General features: G+C 67.0%; 16 protein-coding genes. 9 read left to right on the forward strand and 7 right to left on the reverse strand.

From position 1 onward, the window contains the following. Nucleotides 1–263 precede the first annotated feature (263 nt). The gene (locus BKA25_RS15215; RefSeq protein WP_069848885.1) at nucleotides 264–746 is read right to left on the reverse strand and encodes a DUF6069 family protein; all 483 of its coding nucleotides are present in this window, start codon (nucleotides 744–746) and stop codon (nucleotides 264–266) included. 154 nt (nucleotides 747–900) lie between these two features. Here BKA25_RS15215 and BKA25_RS28670 point away from each other — a divergent pair, with 154 nt between their 5' ends. After that, nucleotides 901–1,875 carry an AraC family transcriptional regulator gene (locus BKA25_RS28670; RefSeq protein ID WP_375791886.1) on the forward strand — a complete coding sequence of 325 codons (975 nt, stop codon included), beginning with the start codon at nucleotides 901–903 and terminating at the stop codon, nucleotides 1,873–1,875. A 251-nt stretch (nucleotides 1,876–2,126) separates the two neighbouring features. Here BKA25_RS28670 and BKA25_RS15225 read toward each other — a convergent pair whose 3' ends face one another. Then, on the reverse strand, nucleotides 2,127–3,596 hold the full coding sequence (locus tag BKA25_RS15225; RefSeq protein WP_311734480.1) for an MFS transporter: 1,470 nt from the start codon (nucleotides 3,594–3,596) through the stop codon (nucleotides 2,127–2,129). A gap of 284 nt (nucleotides 3,597–3,880) precedes the next feature. Here BKA25_RS15225 and BKA25_RS27910 point away from each other — a divergent pair, with 284 nt between their 5' ends. The 4 genes from BKA25_RS27910 (at nucleotide 3,881) to add (ending at nucleotide 7,644) form a co-directional block, all read left to right on the forward strand. After that, nucleotides 3,881–4,003, forward strand: coding sequence for a hypothetical protein (locus tag BKA25_RS27910; protein WP_257786104.1), 123 nt, complete (start codon nucleotides 3,881–3,883; stop codon nucleotides 4,001–4,003). A gap of 462 nt (nucleotides 4,004–4,465) precedes the next feature. Next, on the forward strand, nucleotides 4,466–5,413 hold the full coding sequence (locus BKA25_RS15230; protein WP_069848881.1) for an ATP-binding cassette domain-containing protein: 948 nt from the start codon (nucleotides 4,466–4,468) through the stop codon (nucleotides 5,411–5,413). Further along, on the forward strand, nucleotides 5,410–6,231 hold the full coding sequence (locus BKA25_RS15235; RefSeq protein WP_069848879.1) for an ABC transporter permease: 822 nt from the start codon (nucleotides 5,410–5,412) through the stop codon (nucleotides 6,229–6,231). Before BKA25_RS15230 ends, BKA25_RS15235 begins: the two co-directional genes overlap by 4 nt. 378 nt (nucleotides 6,232–6,609) lie before the next feature. Continuing rightward, on the forward strand, nucleotides 6,610–7,644 hold the full coding sequence (add, locus tag BKA25_RS15240; RefSeq protein ID WP_069848877.1) for an adenosine deaminase: 1,035 nt from the start codon (nucleotides 6,610–6,612) through the stop codon (nucleotides 7,642–7,644). Nucleotides 7,645–7,696: 52 nt separating this feature from the next. On the opposite strand, the gene hisG is transcribed toward add, so the two are convergent. The 3 genes from hisG to BKA25_RS15255 all read right to left on the reverse strand — a co-directional run bounded on the left by hisG (nucleotide 7,697) and on the right by BKA25_RS15255 (nucleotide 9,722). Then, on the reverse strand, nucleotides 7,697–8,542 hold the full coding sequence (hisG, locus tag BKA25_RS15245) for an ATP phosphoribosyltransferase (RefSeq protein ID WP_069853597.1): 846 nt from the start codon (nucleotides 8,540–8,542) through the stop codon (nucleotides 7,697–7,699). 17 nt (nucleotides 8,543–8,559) lie between these two features. After that, the gene (locus BKA25_RS15250; RefSeq protein ID WP_069853596.1) at nucleotides 8,560–8,823 is read right to left on the reverse strand and encodes a phosphoribosyl-ATP diphosphatase; all 264 of its coding nucleotides are present in this window, start codon (nucleotides 8,821–8,823) and stop codon (nucleotides 8,560–8,562) included. A gap of 89 nt (nucleotides 8,824–8,912) precedes the next feature. Beyond that, on the reverse strand, nucleotides 8,913–9,722 hold the full coding sequence (locus BKA25_RS15255; protein ID WP_069853595.1) for a methyltransferase domain-containing protein: 810 nt from the start codon (nucleotides 9,720–9,722) through the stop codon (nucleotides 8,913–8,915). A 515-nt stretch (nucleotides 9,723–10,237) separates the two neighbouring features. Between BKA25_RS15255 and BKA25_RS15260 the strand changes: the two genes are divergently transcribed. Next, the gene (locus BKA25_RS15260) at nucleotides 10,238–11,197 is read left to right on the forward strand and encodes a polyprenyl synthetase family protein (protein WP_069848875.1); all 960 of its coding nucleotides are present in this window, start codon (nucleotides 10,238–10,240) and stop codon (nucleotides 11,195–11,197) included. Nucleotides 11,198–11,221: 24 nt separating this feature from the next. Here BKA25_RS15260 and BKA25_RS15265 read toward each other — a convergent pair whose 3' ends face one another. Together BKA25_RS15265 and BKA25_RS15270 are read right to left on the reverse strand one after the other, a co-directional pair. Further along, nucleotides 11,222–12,073 (reverse strand): GNAT family N-acetyltransferase, encoded by an 852-nt coding sequence (locus BKA25_RS15265; RefSeq protein ID WP_084642915.1) that lies wholly within the window; start codon nucleotides 12,071–12,073, stop codon nucleotides 11,222–11,224. Between the two features lie 48 nt (nucleotides 12,074–12,121). Further along, the gene (locus tag BKA25_RS15270) at nucleotides 12,122–13,339 is read right to left on the reverse strand and encodes a sialidase family protein (RefSeq protein WP_069848872.1); all 1,218 of its coding nucleotides are present in this window, start codon (nucleotides 13,337–13,339) and stop codon (nucleotides 12,122–12,124) included. A 189-nt stretch (nucleotides 13,340–13,528) separates the two neighbouring features. On the opposite strand from BKA25_RS15270, the gene BKA25_RS15275 reads away from it, so the two are divergent. From BKA25_RS15275 to BKA25_RS15285, 3 genes are all read left to right on the forward strand, one after another. Then, nucleotides 13,529–13,924, forward strand: a complete 396-nt coding sequence (locus BKA25_RS15275) for a hypothetical protein (protein WP_157421043.1) — start codon at nucleotides 13,529–13,531, stop codon at nucleotides 13,922–13,924. A 101-nt stretch (nucleotides 13,925–14,025) separates the two neighbouring features. Beyond that, nucleotides 14,026–16,347 carry a protein translocase subunit SecD gene (gene secD, locus BKA25_RS15280; RefSeq protein WP_069848868.1) on the forward strand — a complete coding sequence of 774 codons (2,322 nt, stop codon included), beginning with the start codon at nucleotides 14,026–14,028 and terminating at the stop codon, nucleotides 16,345–16,347. Nucleotides 16,348–16,529: 182 nt separating this feature from the next. Beyond that, the gene (locus BKA25_RS15285; RefSeq protein WP_069848866.1) at nucleotides 16,530–17,831 is read left to right on the forward strand and encodes an APC family permease; all 1,302 of its coding nucleotides are present in this window, start codon (nucleotides 16,530–16,532) and stop codon (nucleotides 17,829–17,831) included. Nucleotides 17,832–17,950 lie beyond the last annotated feature (119 nt).

The raw sequence follows: 17,950 nt of genomic DNA on the forward strand, positions 1-17,950 counted from the left end.
GCACTGTTTTCCGGCTTCGGTAGTCCAGGCCATCGAAACAGACCGGCCCGAACCGGCCGTTGCGATGCCGAGCGAGCCCCACGCCGACGAGGATGCTGAAGTCACCGCTCAGCACGACAGCGATGTCCCGGTCCTTGATGATCGGTGGAGCCGCCCGACCAGACGAAGCGGGGTTCGATGGTCGCCGCTTCGTCACGCATCTCGCCGTCTGCCCGGCTGGGGCGCGAAACGGGAAGACCGCGCCGCAGCGCAGAACGCGCCCGTCAGACGCTCAACGCTCCTTCCACGTCGTTTCCTGCTGTAGCGCCGTCATGCCGGCGGAAGAAGGGGATGATGACAGCTGCGGCGGCGATGTGCATGGAGGTCAGGGCCAGTGCGGTCGCGAGGTCCGCCTCATAAGCGAACGCCGGCAGCATCGAGGCAGCCGCCGCGGTGAGCGCGACGACCGTCCAGATGGTTCGGGCTCGCGTAGTGAGCGCTTCGAGCACGATGAGCAGGATCCATCCTGCGGCAGCGGCCGCAAGCACGGAACCGATGACTGCTCCGACGGTCACCTCCATCGTCGCGTCCGTTGTGCCGAACGAGACCGCGAACGATGCGCCCATCGCAGCTCCCGCAAGCCAGATGAGGACGCAGGCCAGCACGGCGATGACGGCGCCGATCGAGCGCGAGCGCCAACCAGCCGCCAGTGCTGCGCGCAAGGTGGGTCGCGGGGTGGATTGGGCAAGTTCCTGCTCGGCGCGCATCGGGTCTCCTGATTCATGAGGCCGCACCGGGACTCGGTGCGGGCAAGAATCACGCTATGGCCCTGATGTACGACGATCAATACGCATACAGATCAATAAAATGCGTGATCGTACACACCGGCAATTGCGCAGATAGGATCAATTCGTGGACATGATGAGTGAGGTCGTCGCGGTCCTCCGTCGAGGTCGACCGCGATCTCAGCGCGTCACCTGGAACGCGCCATGGGGTCAGCACTTCGCCGCGGTCGGTGGCTCGGCAGGCTTCCAGGTTGTTCTCCGCGGATCGTGCTGGCTGCTCCGTGATAGTGAGCAGCCCGTTCGCTTACAAACAGGAGACGTCGTGTTCCTCCCCAGCGGCGCCGAACACGCACTCGCCGACCGAATCGATGCCGAGCTCGCCGCTGCATGCGAACCAGGCCAGGTGACGGACAACGGCGCAGTCGAGGTGCCCGCGAGCTCGGATCATGCGCCGGGAGAGAAGACCGTGACGCTGTGCGGTGCTTATGAACTCGACCTGCGCTTCATTCACCCACTGCTCGCGCAGCTTCCACCAGTGGTCATCTTGCAGGCGCCGTTCGATCGTGGCGATCCGCTCAGGGATGCCGTGGAACTGCTCGGGATGGAACTCGACCGACCTGGACCGGGCACGGATCACTTCATCGCCGCGCTCCTCGACATGCTGTTCATCCTCATCCTCCGTGCGTGCCACGATGAACGTGTCCTGCCGGACCAAACACGATCGTGGGTCGCAGCGATCCAGGACACAGGAATCCGCTCCGCACTCGACGCGTTCCACGACGCCCCCGGGCACCCTTGGACGGTCACCGAACTCGCTCGACGATCGGCCATGTCCCGCACCGCCTTTGCTCGGCGATTCCACGAACTGATCGGGAAGCCACCCATGACCTACGTCACATGGTGGCGCATGAATCTGGCCAACGCCTTGCTGACCGACACCGATCAATCGATGCACGCCATCGCGCAGCGGGTGGGCTACAGCTCGGAGTACGCCTTCGCGCATGCCTTCCGCCGTGAGCGTGGCATAGCACCTGGTGCGGCGCGCCGCACCAGCGCGCGCGACCGCCTGCCGGACTCCGCCCGCCGATCACGAGTCGGAGTCACGGCATGACGACCCGAACCCCGGCCGCCGCCGCGAGGATCGTCCGGCCGCGATCACCGGCTCCGCATCGGAACGCAACTCGACGTGTTGTTCGTAGTCCCCCGTCCCGACCTGGTCGGTCAGATCGGGGTCATCGGTGCCGGGGCGCAACCGTCGAGATGTCCGGGCACTGCTTCGAATGGGGTACCGCTCGCGAACGCGTGCCGGGCATCGGTCGGCTACAGCCGGGAGGGGCCGACCATGAGCCCACGTGCAAGTCCTCAATGTGGCGCAGGCGTGTGCCGAGCATCCGGGCGGCGCAGAAGCAGTAGGGCGATCACCACTGCTACACCTGCCAGTGCGGCGGCGATACCGAAAGCCAGGTGGAATCCATTCTTGAGGGCGTGCACCGGCTGCAACCCGTCGGTGAGGAGTGCGGCGGTGTGGGCTGCGGCCAGCGTGGTGAGTGTCGCGATGCCTGCGGTGTCTCCGATCATGCCGGAGGTGGCGGCGACTCCGGATGCCAGCCCTGCCTCCCGGAGATCGCGGACCGTCATGCTGGACGCGATGACCGCTGGCATCACGATTCCGCTGCCTGCACCAACCAGCGTGATCGCAGGCAGGATGTCGATGATGTAGAGCGGATCGGCTGGCAGGCGAGTCGCGAGCAGGAGACCGCCCGCGACCACGATCAGACCTGCGGCCAATGTGCGTCGACTATCGAATCGCGAGGCCAGGCGGGGGTACAGGGCGAGCGAGGTGACCGCGGAGGCAAGCGCGAGCGGCATCAAAGCCAACGCAGCATCGAGAGCGCTGTAGCCCGCAACCTGTTGGAGGTAGAGAGCGATCATGATGTTGAAGGGAACGGTGCTACCCGTCGTCAGGATGTGGATGATGTTCCCACCGGCCAGGGTGCGGTTACGTAGAAACCCAAGAGGAACCAGTGGCACGCGGGCGGTCGCCTGCCGAAGGATGAAGCCACCCAGCAGAGCCAGCGAAACCAGGCCGACAAGCACGTTCGGAGAATTCCAGCCGTGGTCGCCGATGATCACGATGGCGTATGCGCCGAGCATCAACCCGGCTGTGGCGAGCACCGCGCCGAGAGCGTCCAATCCCGCGCGTAGCCCGATGCCGCTGTCCCTCGGAATCCGCCGGATGGCGAGGACGGACGCGACGAGACCGATGGGGACGTTGACGTAGAAGATCCAATGCCAGCTGATGGCGTGTGAGAGGACACCACCGAGGAGGACGCCCACCGAGGCGCCTGCGGCCTGTGTGAAACCGACCAGACCCAGCGCTCGGCCACGTTCGCGCGGCTCGGTGAAAAGTGTGATCACGATGCTCATGGCGACCGCGTATGCCAAACCCGCTCCCACGCCTTGGACGAACCGAGTCGCGATGAGGATCTCCTGGCTCCACGCCACACCGCTCAGTGTGGAGGCGACCGTGAACCCGGCCACGCCGGCGATGAACACGGTTCTGCGGCCGATCAAATCTCCTAATCGTCCGGCTAGTAGCAGCAAACCGCCAAACCCGATCGTGTAGGCGTTGATCACCCAGCTCAAACGCGATTGATCGATGTCGAGATCGCTCTGAATGGAGGGAAGCGCGATCGTGACAATGCTGACATCGACGACGATCATCGTCTGCATTCCGCATAGCACTGCGAAGGCGAGCCACCGGTGACGACGAGTCCGATCCATCGATGTGCCTCGGTTTTCAACCGCCATGCCCGCACCCTGCTCCCTCATCTGCCTCACCTGACTGGTCGACAGCTCGCAAACCGACCCTAAAGAGGCAGTGATTGTGCGACCAATGCGTTAGACGGCGCCGGTGATGCGCAATCGTCCCAGATTCAATGGTTACGCTGCTTGCTACTCCTGGTTACGAAGGCCTGCACGCCGGGGAGAGACACCCGGGGTCAACCCGGGTTGACGACCCTCCGGTTCGTCAATTACAGTTGACCACGCGGAGCGCCCGACGACGCTGACCCGGGGCGACGGGGTGGGGGCCGTCGGCCGGTCTGAAGTTGACGGTGCAGGTTCGTCAAGAGATCGAACGGGTGGAGGCAGTGCTGGGACGCCACGTCCGCAACCAAAGCGCGGCCTGGATGAACATCGCCGTGGCGTTGGGAGTGTCCAAGCAGGCCATTCAATAGAAATACGGGCAGAGATCTGTTCGGGGGACAGAAGTAAGTCGGTAACCAGCGCCACCGTAAGCGGTTGAGCAGCAGTCTCGACCACCGTAGATCCGCACACTCGAGAAAACGGGCGGTTTCACCCTGCCCACCCGTAGATAAGGAAGGACCCACAGACTCGAGAGCGAGACAATGCGCTCGACTTTCACACCGACGATGAGGACGACCACTCCGTCCTGTAGTGGGGCGCTGCCCCGGGCACAGGAAACTCCTCCACTGTGGTCCGACTCTCCGAGTAGTCAGACATCGGCCGATCGAGGCGGTCGTGGACTCCCGCGAGCCGCGCGGCTCGGTCTGCCCGTCGTTGGCGATCTGGTTGATGACGCCCGCCGCGCCCGCGATAACGGCACGACCGCCGCACAGGCAGCCATGCTCCGCACGGCGGCCCAACGAATCCGACAGTGTTCACAGAAGGGAACCCTCATGGCCGCGATGATCAGCGCCATAGATCTCCGCAAGACCTACGGCAAGCGGCAGGCGCTCGACGGATTCACGCTTTCCGTGGACGAAGGAACAGTCTGTGGGCTTCTGGGACCCAACGGTGCTGGAAAGACCACTGCGGTGCGTATCCTCGCCACGCTACTGAAAGCGGACTCCGGCAGCGCCAGCATCGCCGGATACGACGTCGCCACGGATGCCGGCCGGGTTCGCGCCGCGATCGGTTTCACCGGACAGTACGCGGCCGTCGATGAGATCCTGACCGGACGGCAGAACCTCGACATGTTCGCCCGGCTCTACCACCTCGATCGGCGACGATCACGCGAGCGAACAGACGAACTGATCGACAGGTTCGGGCTTCACGACACCGCCGACCGACCCGCAGGCGGCTACTCCGGTGGAACCCGGCGCCGCCTCGACCTCGCGGTCAGCCTCATCCTCGCTCCACGTGTTCTCTTCCTAGACGAGCCGACGACCGGCCTCGATCCACGCACGCGCGCCGAGGTCTGGAAAGACATTCGCCAGCTGGTGTCCGCAGGAACAACCGTCCTGCTCACGACTCAGTATCTCGATGAAGCCGACCACCTGGCCGACCAGATCGCCGTCATCGACGACGGGGCGATCATCGCTGGCGGCACACCTCGCGAACTGAAGGAAAGCGTCGGAGGCGACCAGATCGAACTCGTGCTCCGCGACGAGGAACAGATGGAGTCGGTCGCACGCATCCTTGCCGCCTCAACGGGCAGCGAGCCCACCGTCAACCTCGACCGACGCCGCATCAGCGCGCCCGCTCCCGACAGATTCCGCAGTCTCGACACCACCATGCGCAACCTCGACCGGGCAGGCATCGATCCCGAGGACATCGCCCTGCGCCGCCCCACCCTCGATGACGTCTTCCTCAAGCTCACCGACCGTAAGGAGAAGGCAGCATGATCTCGCTCGCGCCCTGCACAGGCCGTTCGCCAGCGCGGTGGGCTCTGCACGACAGCCTCGAGGTCGCCCGTCGATACCTCACGCACTTCCGCCAGCAACCCTCACGGCTGATCGGCAATCTCTTGTTCCCGATCGTGATGGTGCTCATGTTCGGGTACGTATTCGGGAGCGCGATCGTTCTGCCCGACGGCGGAAATTACCGCGAATTCCTGATGCCTGGACTGTTCGTGATGACGATGGCGCTCGGCATGGCCCAGACCGTCATCTCCGTTACCACCGACACGGCCAAAGGCATCACGGACAGGTTCCGCACGATTCCCATGTCCGACGCGGCCGTCGTCGCGGGGCGAAGCCTCGCGGACCTCGTGGCGTCCGTCCTCGACCTGATCGTCCTGCTCGCCTGCGGACTGCTGGTCGGCTGGCGGGCCAACGGCACCGGATGGCAAACGATCGCCGCCATCGGACTTCTGCTGCTCCTGCGCTACGCGCTCGCCTGGGTCGGCATATACCTCGGCCTGACTTTGCGGTCGCCCGAACTCGCGGGCGTCGCCCTCGCCCCCATCTACCCGCTGACGATGATCTCCAACACCTTCGTTCTCCCTGACCAGATGCCAGCCTGGCTCGGCGCGATCGCCGAATGGAATCCTCTGTCGGCCACGGTCACCGCAACGCGCGAACTATTCGGCAATCCCGGCGTCACAACACCGACGTCCTGGGCCGCCGAGAACGCACTGTCCCTCGCGATCGCATGGCCCATCGTCCTCATCGCCGTGTTCCTTCCACTGGCAGCCCTGCGCTATCGGCACTTGGCCAAGTAGGAGTACGGGATGCAGCCGGCCGCCGTCGTCGACTCGTCGCGGTCTCGCGCCGAGCACACGATCTCCGAAGACCTCGTCGGGTCGGGCACTCCCCCAAACGGTCATCGTCGTGGCGCCGTCGGGGCGGCGGCTCGACGGCGCCACGAACGCGCTGTTTCCCGCCTCGGTCCGATCTCGCCGGACGAGTGACATCGCGACGCCTCGCCGGCTACAGTGCGGGCATGCGCCCGTTCGCAGAGCCGCCGCAACTCCCCCTGTACGGGGAGGATGACGAACGCGGAGACCTCGCTCCTTGAACCGGCGGCGAGTCGGCAGCCCATCGCGCGCCGCTCGTCAGGCCGAGTAGTCGCACACCCCACTGTTCAGGGAGTCCTCGTCATGCCCGAATCCGTTTCGAACGTCCATTCCTTGATCGATGCGTTGCCCAAGGTCGAGCTGCATGTCCATCTGGAGGGATCGCTGGCCCCGGCGACCCTGTTGAAGCTGGCTCGCAAGCACGACCTGTCCTCGGTGCCCAGCACCCTCGACGAGCTGCGGCAGTGGTACGCATTCCGGGATTTCCCGCACTTCATCGACGTGTATCTGGCGTCGTTGCAGGCCCTGCGCGACGAGGAGGACTTCGCGCTGCTGGCGTTGGAGACCGCACGCAACCTCGCCAGGCAGAACGTCCGATACGCCGAGGTCCACATCAGCCTGCTCAACCACCTGGAGCGGGAGGTGCCCGCCGAGGTGGTCTTCGCGGGAGTGGAGGCGGGCAGGCGCCAAGCCGAGGAGGAGCACGGGATCATCCTGCGGTGGATCCCCGACTTCCCCGGGCACTACGGCCCGGATGCGGGTGAGCAGACCCTCAAGGAGGTCATCGCGGTCGGTCCTGACTCGGTGATCGGTTTCGGTGTCGGCGGCATCGAGGTCGAGCGCGATCAGTTCACCGAGGTCTTCGCCAAGGCCAGGGCCGCCGGGCTGCGCAGCCTGCCGCATGCGGGTGAGACACACGGTCCCGACCGGGTCTGGTCGGCCATCCGCGCCCTGCACGCGGAACGAATCGGACACGGTATCGGCAGCATGCAGGATCCGGAGTTGGTGGCCTACCTGCGGGATACCCAGCTTCCGGTCGATGTGTCGCCCACGTCGAACGTGGCAACCCGCATGGTCGACACCGCGGTGGAGCACCCGCTGCCCCGCATGTTGGCCGAGGGGCTCCTGGTCACGTTGAACTCGGACGACCCGCCGATGTTCGGTACCGACCTCACCAACGAGTACCGCACCGCCCACCAGATGGGCATGACGCCCGATCAGTTGGCGACGCTGGCGCGCAACGGGGTGACGGCGTCCTTCCTCGACGACACGCGTAAGACGGCGCTGCACACCGAGATCGACGAGGTGCTGCGTCGCTGGCAGGCCGACCAGGGCTGAGCCACTCGGGAAGACCGGGGTGTCCGGCGGTCGTCGCCGGACACCCCGGATCTCACAGCCTGCAGAATCGGATGTCGGAGGCGAGGATCGCCTTGGCACCCAGTGCCGCCAGCCGGTCCATCACCTCGTTGGCCTGCTTCCTCGGCACCATCACGCGCACCGCGTTCCATTCCGGTTCCGCCAGCCTCGACACCGTCGGCGATTCCAGGCCGGGGGCGATGCGAATGGCCTCGGACAGCAGAGCCGCCGGGCAGTTGTAGTCCAACATCAGGTACTGCTGGGCGAACACCACGCCCTGCAACCGTGCGGCGAGCTGGGTCTTGGCCGGGCTCTCCTCGGCGTGCACGCCTTCCAACAGCACGGCCTCGGACACACAGATCGGCGCCCCGAAGGCCGTCAGGCCGTGCTGACGCAGGGTGATACCGGATTCGACGACATCCGCCACGGCGTCGGCCACATCGAGCTGCACCGAGATCTCCACGGCACCCTCGAGCCGGATGACCTCGGCCTCCACCCCGTGGTTACGCAGGTCGTTGCGAACCAGACGGGGGTAGGAGGTGGCGACCCGCTTCCCGGCCAGGTCGGCCACCGTCCACTCCCGGCCCGCCGGGGCCGCGTAGCGGAAGGTCGACGCCCCGAAGCCAAGGCCCAGCAGTTCCTTCACCGGCGCCTCGGAGTCCAATGCGAGGTCACGGCCGGTGATTCCCAGGTCGAGTCGGCCGGAGCCGACGTAGACCGAGATGTCCTTGGGGCGCAGGAAGAAGAACTCGACCTCGTTGGTCGGGTCGAGCACGGTCAGGTCCTTGGGTCCCGGCCTCCGCCGGTATCCCGCCTCGGCGAGCATCTCCGATGCCTTCTCGGCGAGAGATCCCTTGTTGGGGATCGCGACACGCAGCATGTGCTTCTCCCTCGAGCTCACAGATAGCGATAGACGTCGTCGGTGTCGATCCCTCTGCCGATCATCAACACCTGAAGGCGGTAGAGCAGTTGGGAGATCTCCTCGGCGAGTCGCTCATCGGATTCATGCTCGGCCGCTATCCAGACCTCACCCGCCTCCTCCAGCACCTTCTTGCCCTGCGCATGGACCCCGGCGTCCAGGGCGGCGACGGTGCCGGAACCCGCCGGGCGGGTGGCGGCGCGATCACGTAGTTCCGCGAACAGCTCGTCGAACGTCTTCACGAGGCCCGATCCTCGCATCCCCGGCCCGATGGCACCCCGGTCACCCCGAACACGGCGGGTCGAGACCCCCGGCGGGACCGCGCTCGACCTCACACCAGACAGAGCACCTCGCCGTGCAGCACGGCGAACCAGGCGTCCTCGTCGGCCGCCCAGTCCCGCCACCCGTCGGCGATCTCGGCGAGTTCCGCGCTGGTCGAGTGTCCCTCGTCCACGGCTCGGGCGGCGATGGTGGACTCGGTCATGCGCTGCGCCCACAGCCCGCCCCACCACCGACGATCGGCAGGCTCCGCGTAGCACCAGGTGGAGGCGGTGGCCAACACCTCGGTGAATCCCGCACGTCGCGCCCACCCCGCGAGTCGCCTACCCGCGTCGGGCTGGCCGCCACTCGCCGAGGCCACTCGCCGGTAGATCGATCGCCACCGTTCGAGGGCGGGCGGCTCGGGAAACCAGGTCATGGCCGCGTAGTCGGCATCACGTGCGGCCACCACGCCACCGGGCCTGCACACGCGGCGCATCTCGCGCAGGGCGGCAACCGGATCAGACAGGTGTTGCAACAGCTGGTGGGCGTGGACCACGTCGAACGAGTCGTCGGCCTCGTCCAAGGCGTAGACGTCGCCGACGCGGACCGCCAACTCCGTCAATCCGGTTCGATCGGCCAGTTCCCGGGTCGCCGTGACCGCGGTGGCGGCGGCGTCGATCGCCACGACCCGGCCCGGCGCCACCAGATCCGCCAGTTCGACGGTGATCGTGCCGGGGCCGCACCCGACGTCGAGCAGGTCGTGACCGGGACGGAGCCGATCCGCCAGGTACGCGGCGGAATTGGCCACAGTCCGCCACCGATGGGATCGCAGCACCGCATCGTGGTGGCCGTGTACATAGCGATCCGACGTGGCGCTCATCGCCGCCCACTCCCTCCGAAGCAGATCGCGACCCGCCTCAATTCCCATTCACCGGGAGGAATCCTCCCATTATTCGAGAATACCAGCGGACGACACGCACTGGACTCCGCCCCGATACCCGCAGGCAACGGCGATGCGGGCAATTAGCCCGCATACTGGGTCAGACTGGGCGAAATGACACCGATCCGGCGACCGGGGAGTTGCGCTCGACGATTGCCATCACCGACGCCCGCCGCCACATTCCGGGTGTTACCTGCATCGATCCACCCGAAACCGCGATCCGCCGATGTCTCTCCATTGTTGACGCTGCTCCGTTCGTCCTAATCGAGATTGGACTGATTCCATCTCGGCGCTCTTGAGTTTCGTTTTCGAATGAGTTTGGATCCTTGTCTGCCATTGTGTCGACTGGCAGTGTGAAACCGATCAAGAGACTTCCGAGGGGGCGGTGCACCATGACCACTAGGTCGCAATCGAGCAACTCTTCTTTTCCTCGGCTCGCCACGGATCTTCGCAGCGTGCAGGAATCGATCGTCGATTCGATCACGGTCGGCGATGATCGGGCGCGTGGCCCGTTCGAGCATTTCACCAGACGCCCCGGCAGGTTGTTCCGACCGACCCTCACCCTGACCTCGTCCTATGTGGTGGAACCGCAGATCGCGACGGATCAGGCGGTCCGCGCAGCAACGATCGTCGAACTGCTCCATATCGCCACGCTCTGCCACGATGATCTGTGCGACAACGCGCAGACAAGGCGCGGACAACCCACGATCAACGCCGTGTTCGGCAATACCACAGCGCTGATCTCCGGCGACTACTTGCTGGCCTGTGCGACCAGTCTGGCGGCGACACTGGGCACCGTCTCGATGCGGATTGTCGGCGAGACTCTGAAAACGGTGTGTCTGGGACAGTTGCAGGAAGGTCTCGATCTCTATGACGTCGACCGCACCGAGGACGCATACTTCTCCTGCATCGCGGGCAAGACCGCTGCACTGATGGAGGCCGCCGCGATGCTCGGTGTGGCGGCTGCGGGTGGCGACGCGGCGACCCGGTCGGGAATGGGCTCCTATGGCCGAAACCTCGGAATCGCCTTCCAGATCTGGGACGACGTCCTGGACATCTGGGCACCGGGCGAGACGACCGGCAAGGAGACCGGCCAGGACCTGGCCAACGGTGTCTACACGCTGCCGGTGATCTACGCCTTGCAGGAACGCCGCGCGGAGTTGGCGCCGCTGCTGGGGGCGGGCGAGTTCACGCCGCAGCGGCGCTCGGAGATCCTCGCGGTGCTCGATCGGACCGATGCCGCCGAACGCGCCATGCGGGTGGCCAGGGCGCACGTCGAACAGGCGCTGACCGACGTGACGGCGCTATCCGGTGTCGCACCGGACGCGGCCGGTCGGCTGCTCTCGGTGGCTCGCAACCTCATGCCGGAGATCGATCGACTGATCCACGCGCCTGCCGAGTTCGAGGTGGCCTGACCGGGGAGGAGACCTCGGCTCGTGTCACCGCTCGGCGACCACCCAGGCCCGCGTGTGGGCCTGGGCGCCGAGGTCGACGCAGGTCGTGTGCACGTCGGCCATGCTGTCGTCGACCTCGACGAGCAGGTCCGTCCGAGGCGGCAGCGCCGAGGCCATGGTGCAGAGCAGTTCCCTGACCACACCGGGCGCGCGCGTCGAATGCGGTTGCAGCGAACCACCGCTGAAGATCCAGCCGTCGTCCTGGAACAGCAGTGCCGCCCCGGCGGGGCGTGCCGAGGTGGCCTCCACCAGCACTGCGCCGATGGCCGCCGACAGATGGCTCTCGGACAGCAGCTCCCCCACCTGGGGATGCGGCGGGTCGGTGGGATGCGCCGCGACGTAGAAATCCCGGAATGCCCTGGCGAGGCGGGGATCGTCCAGGGCCACGGCCCGACCGAACCCCTCGGGACGAGGGAATCGATCGGCCCGCAGTCCTCGGATCTCGGAGTCGATGAGCAGCCGCTGCAACCCGAGCGCCCAGGCGAAGCCCGCCGACGGACCCCCCGGTCGGACCTTCGCCCGCAGCGGACGACCGTCGGCGGCGCCGAGTTCGCGCAGCGCAGTGAAGATCGCCGTCCCGATACCGCGTCTGCGCTGGTCCGGGCGGACCTCCACGTAGACCCAGAGCCGGCGGGGATGGAAGCGGGGCGAGAGCAGTGCACCCATCCCGACGACCGTGCCGTCGATCTCCGCGACGATGGTCCGCCGCCAGTGCTCCCCGTCTCGCTGCGGACCGAGCAGCGCTCTGCCCTGTGCCCAGAGGACGTCCTGCTCCCCCGACGCGATGACTCCGGCCAAGGCCGGCGCGTCGTCGACTGTCCAGGGACGAAGTCGCATCGTCGCATTCTGTCACCGCGTGGCACCCGGGCTGCGGTCAGTCCTCGATCATCGGAGATCGCGCGCGGACAGCCGTTGGAAGGAGATCGTCTCGTAGGAGGAGTCGACTCCGGTCTCGTAGTAGACGCCGACGCCGCCCCGGTGCAGCGGCACCAGATCGGAGTAGGCCGCAGGCGCCTCGGACAACACGACACCGTCCGACCAGCTCGCCCCGTCGTCGTGGCTGGAGCGCACGGCGAGGCGTTCGCGTCGGTCGGGATTGCTCGGGGCGGCCAACAGCAGCGGACCGTCCTCGATCTGCAGGACGCTGCCCTGCACGACCGGGGTGAGGAGGTCCGGCACCGGCTGCAGTGGCTCGTCGAAGCCTGCGCCGCCATCGCTGCTGTAGGTGGCGAGGCGGTTTCCCGGCGCAGTCCCGTTCTGATTCCGGGAGTTGACGTAGATTCGACCGTCCGGCAGCTCCGCGATCGTCGTCTCGTTGCCGTTGACGGCGCCGTCCGGGGTGTCCTCCATCGCCCCGATGGTCCAGTTCAGCCCGCCGTCGTCGCTGTAGATCAGGTGGGCGTCGTAGTAACGGTCCTCGATCCCGGTGTCCGGGCTCCCCTCCGGCGGCGCACTGGAGTGATTGGCGGGCACCACCAGACGTCCAGCGTGCTGCCCTCGACTCAGTGCGATGGCGTGCACCGGACCTGTCGCATACCAACGCCATTCCGGCAGTTTGGTGTCCTCGGTGATCTCCCGGGGCTCGGTCCAGGTCCGGCCGTCGTCCTCGCTGTGCTGCACCCACACCCGTCTGGAGTCGGCGGGGTCGACCTCTCCGGCGCGGATCTCGTGCTCGGTGACCGTCCCGCCGTTGTGGGTCGACAGCAGCACGATTCGACCGGTGGCCGGATCCACCACCGGGCTGGGATTGCCGAAGGTGTTGGGGCCGTTGTCGCCGACCACCGTGAGCGCTCCCCAGGTCCTGCCGTCGTTCGTGGACCGCTTGAGCACCAAGTCGATGTCGCCGCTGTCGCCACCGCCGTCCCGGCGCCCCTCGGCGAAGGCGAGCAGGTCGCCGTTGGACGCGCGGATGATCGCCGGGATGCGGAAGGTGTCGTACCCCTCGGTGCCCGAGACGTAGACCTCGGTCGGCGAGTACGGGCGGCCGGGCCGCTCCGAGCCCGGGCGGGCGCTGCCCGGATCCGCCGAGGCCGGGAGACCCGTTGCGCAGAACAGCAATGCGGCGGCGAGCAGTGTCGTGGCGGCTCGTGGAAAGGCTCTCATCACGCTCCTTCGAGGATGAGCGGCCGTGGTCTCCTCTCGAGAGACCTCGGCCGTTCCGGCGCCGAGCCGATTTGGACATCGGACATCGGACGTGGGATGTCTAGACGCTACTGTCGCCTACCTAGACCAGACAAGACCGCTCGGTACACTCCGCCGCGAGCACACCGCCGCAATTTCAGGGAGCAGCCGATGAGCACACGCTCCGCGCGAGTGCTCTCCTGGCCCCTGGTCGTGCTCGCCACTCTCTCCGCCGTCCTGGGCCTCGTCTCGAATTCGGGCATCCGACCCGGGACCACCGGAGCGACCATCGGTCAGTCGTTCTTGACCGCGCGCACGGAATCGGTGGAACGCACCGGGAATCGTGGCGTTCGCCCGTTCGCGGGCACCACCTGGCAGACCGCCCGCACCGTGGTCGGCGCGGTGCTGACGGTCGACGAATCGCCGCAGCGCGAACAGCTGCTAGGCCCGCCGAGCCCGCCGACACTCATCGCTCCGAGCCACCTCGAACATCGACCGATCGCTGCGTCGGTCCGTCGACTGCGACCGGCCTGGTCTGCGCTCGTCGGCAGTCGCGGACCGCCGTAGCCCACGTCGGACTCCACGCCCATGGCGACCGTCGACGCGGCCGCCTCATCGCTTCCCCGGCGCCCACGGCGCGCGGGGAATCCGACTTGGAGAGACTCAACGTGTCAGGCAAAACAGAACGACGTGGGCTGCTCGTCAGAGGACTGCTGTCCCTGATCGTGCTGATCGCCTCCGGAGCGCTGCTGGTCACCACGGAACCCCGGCTGGGGCTCGACCTCGAGGGCGGCACACAGCTGACCCTGGAGGGCATCCCCGGCGAGGACGTCGTCATCAACGACGAGACGATGAACCAGACGCTGGAGGTGATCCGCCGCCGGGTGGACTCCCTCGGTGTGGCCGAGCCGAATCTCGTACGGTCCGGCGACAACCGCGTCGTGGTCGAGCTTCCCGGGGTGGAGGACCCGCAGGAAGCGTTGGAGACCATCGGACGCACCGCCCAACTGACCATCCATCCGGTCACCGCCGCCGCCAGCCCGGAGGAAGCCGAAGAAGCCGCCGATCCCGAGGCGCAGGCCAGTGACGAACTCGTCCTCACCGACGAGAACGGTGCCGCGCTGCGGCTGGCGCCTGCCGTGATGACCGGCGAGGCGATCAACAGTGCCACCGCCCGGCTCGACGGGCAGACCGGCCAGGGCTGGTTCGTCGGCCTCGACTTCGCCGACTCGGCGGGCTGGTCGCAGGTCACCGGCCAGGCGGCCTGCGCCCCGATGGGCGACCCGGCGCGCCGCGTCGCGATCGTGCTGGACAGCACGATCATCTCGGCGCCCGAGGTGCAGGGCGACACCACCTGCAACGTCGGCATCCCCCCGGGCGGGGAGACCCGGATCACCGGCGACTTCAACCAGGCCGACGCCGAGCAACTCGCCCTGCTGATCAGCGACGGCGCGCTGCCGGTGCCGGTCGAGGTCGTCGAACAGCGGACCCTCGGCCCGACACTGGGCGACGATGCCATCAGCGCCAGCATCACGGCCGCCATCATCGGTATCAGCCTGTCCGGTCTGTTCCTGGTCGTCGTGTACCGACTGGCGGGCTTCATCGCCACCCTCGCGCTGGCCGCGTACACCGGTATCGCCTACGCACTGCTGTTGGCGATCGGCGCGACCATCACCCTGCCCGGCCTCGCCGGTTTCGTACTGGCGATCGGTATGGCGATGGACGCCAACGTGCTGATCTACGAACGATCACGTGAGGAATACGCCGACAGCGTCGGCACCAAGTCGGCGAAACGCCGGATGTCCAACGCGGTCGCCGGCGGCTTCAAGGGCGCCATCACGGCGATCGCCGACTCCAACATCACCACCCTGTTGGCGGCAATCCTGTTGTTCGCCCTGGCGACCGGCCCGGTTCGCGGCTTCGGCATCACGCTGACCACCGGTGTGCTCGCCTCGATGTTCAGTGCCCTGGTGCTCAGCCGGGTGCTTCAGCAACTCGTCTTCCGGGGTCCGGTCGCCAAGCACCCGAAGATCAGCGGTATCGCCCACATCGGCAAGGTCCGTCAGTGGTTCGAGCGGCGCTCGCCCGACTTCCTCAAGGCCTGGCGCAAGTGGCTGGTGGCCTTCGGCATCGTGCTCGTGGTGATCGGCTCTGGTCTCGCGATCCGGGGCCTCAACCTCGGTGTGGACTTCACCGGCGGCCGATACATCGCCTACCAGGCGCAGGAGGAGCCCGACCTCGGCGCGGTGCGCAGTGCACTGGAGGACGCGGGATTCGACGACGCGGCCGTCTCCGGCGCCGACGACAACGGTCTGACCGTCCGGACCGGACCGTTGCCGGAGGAGCGGGTCGGCGAGATCCGCGAGGCCGTCGTCTCCGCAGTCGGGGAGGTCGACCAACTCCAGAGTGATCTGATCGGTCCGAGCCTCGGCGAGGAGCTACGAGATCGCGCGATCCTCGCGTTGCTGCTCGGCGCACTCGCCCAGGTGGTCTACCTGTCCTTCCGATTCGACTGGCGACTGGGTATCGCGGTCATCGTCGGTCTGGCCGCGGACGTGATCTTCCTGCTGGGCACCTTCGCCTGGACGGGTCGACTGGTCGACAGCGTGTTCGTGGCCTCGATGCTGACCGTGATCGGTTATTCGGTCAACGATTCGGTGGTCGTCTTCGACCGGGTACGCGAGCTGCGGGCAGCCCGACCGAAGGATCCGTTCTATCGGATCGCAGGTAGCTCGGTGCTCCAGACGATGCCTCGGACCGTCAACACCGGTATCGGTGTGTTCGCGGTGTTGGGTGCGCTGCTGTTCCTGGGCAGCGGGTCGCTGGTCGACTTCGCGTTCGCGGTCATCATCGGCGCCGTGATCGGCAACCTGACGACGATCTTCGTCGCCGCGCCGTTGGCCATCGGCCTCGATTCCCGTTGGCCGGGAGCCGCCAAGCAACGCAAGAAGAAGAAGCGCGACCCGAACAGCAGCGGCGCGGTCGTCTAGCGCCGAAGACCCCGGTACTCCCGTATCGTCGGGAGCACCGGGGTCGACCGCCGTTCCTTCTCGTCGGTTGCTGTTTCCCGAATCTTCACGATCCCCCGCTACGCTGTGCGCCCCGCCGGGCAGAACGCCGGGTACCCCGTGATCACACGCTCGCGGCGACGATGAGGAGACGGGACCCGACGATGGCAGCAACGCCCGGAAGCCGGGGTTCCGGTGTCGCAGGGACCCTGCGACGACGACTGACCACGCGGGACGCGGTCTTCGTCGGTTTGGGCGCGATGCTGGGCGCCGGAGTGTTCACCGCCTTCGCCCCCGCAGCTCGCGCGGCAGGCGGCCTGCTGTTGCCCGCCCTGGGGATCGCCGGCCTGATCGCCCTGTGCAATGCGATCTCCTCGGCCCGACTCGCGGCGCGATATCCCGTCGCGGGTGGCACCTACGTCTACGGCCGAGAACGGTTGGACCCGTTCTGGGGATACCTGGCGGGCTGGTGCTTCGTGATCGGCAAGACGGCCAGTTGCGCTGCGATGGCGTTGACCATCGGGCTGTATCTCTGGCCGGACCACGCACGTCCGGTGGCGACCTCGGCGCTGCTGGCCCTGACCGCGTTGAGCCTGTTCGGGGTGCGTCGCGCCCTGTGGTTCACCCGGATCGCCGTCGTCGTGGTGCTCGCGGTCCTGGTCGTGGCTGCGACTGCCGCGGTCTGGGGCGATCCGCGCCCGATGGACGTCGCCCCCGGCGCTGCGGGCTCCCCCACTGCGGGCGGACTGCTGGAGGCGGCCGGGCTGCTCTTCTTCGCCTTCGCGGGATACGCCCGCATCACCACCCTCGGGGAAGAGGTGGTTGATCCCGCCCGCACCATCGGCCGCGCAGTGCCGATCGCCTTGGGCATCACCTTGACGGTGTACCTCGGCCTGGCTGCCGCACTGCTGACCGGGGCAGGGGCGGACGCGGTGGCGGGCTGGGCCGATCCACTGGCGACGGTGGTCGCGGTGTCCGAGTTGTCCTGGGCGGCCCCGCTGGTGCGGTTCGGCGCGATACTCGCCGCCGGAGCCGCGCTGTCGGCGTTGTTGCTCGGAGTGTCCAGGACCGTGTTGGCGATGGCCCGTGATCGTCGTCTGCCCGGGGCACTGGCGGTGATCCACACTCGGCATGAGGTGCCCATGCGGGCGGAGCTGGTGGTAGGGCTGGTGGCCGCCGCAGCGGTGTGGACCGCGGATCTCCGCGACGTGATCGGCTTCTCCTCCTTCGGCGTGTTGGTCTATTACGCGATCGCCAACGCCTCGGCGTGGACGCTGAGCCGTTCCGAGCGTCGGCCACCGAGGTGGCTCAGTGCCGTGGGACTGGCGGGCTGCGTGCTTCTCGCGGCCTTCCTGCCGACCACATCGGTGATCGGCGGGCTGATCCTGGTCGCCCTCGGCGTTATCGGATGGCTGGTGCTGGCGCGCCGCGACGTTAAGCGGCCCGCCAATCGCTCGTCCGAATAGTACAAGCGATGAATTAAACCTATCGGGTCCACTTAGGTCCGGACGAATGGCCGACGACGACCCCGCAATAGGAATACAGTGCGTGTCTGAACATTCTTTCTTCGCCATCGCACACGGCG

This window comes from Actinoalloteichus hymeniacidonis (assembly GCF_014203365.1).
Classification (GTDB): domain Bacteria; phylum Actinomycetota; class Actinomycetes; order Mycobacteriales; family Pseudonocardiaceae; genus Actinoalloteichus_A; species Actinoalloteichus_A hymeniacidonis.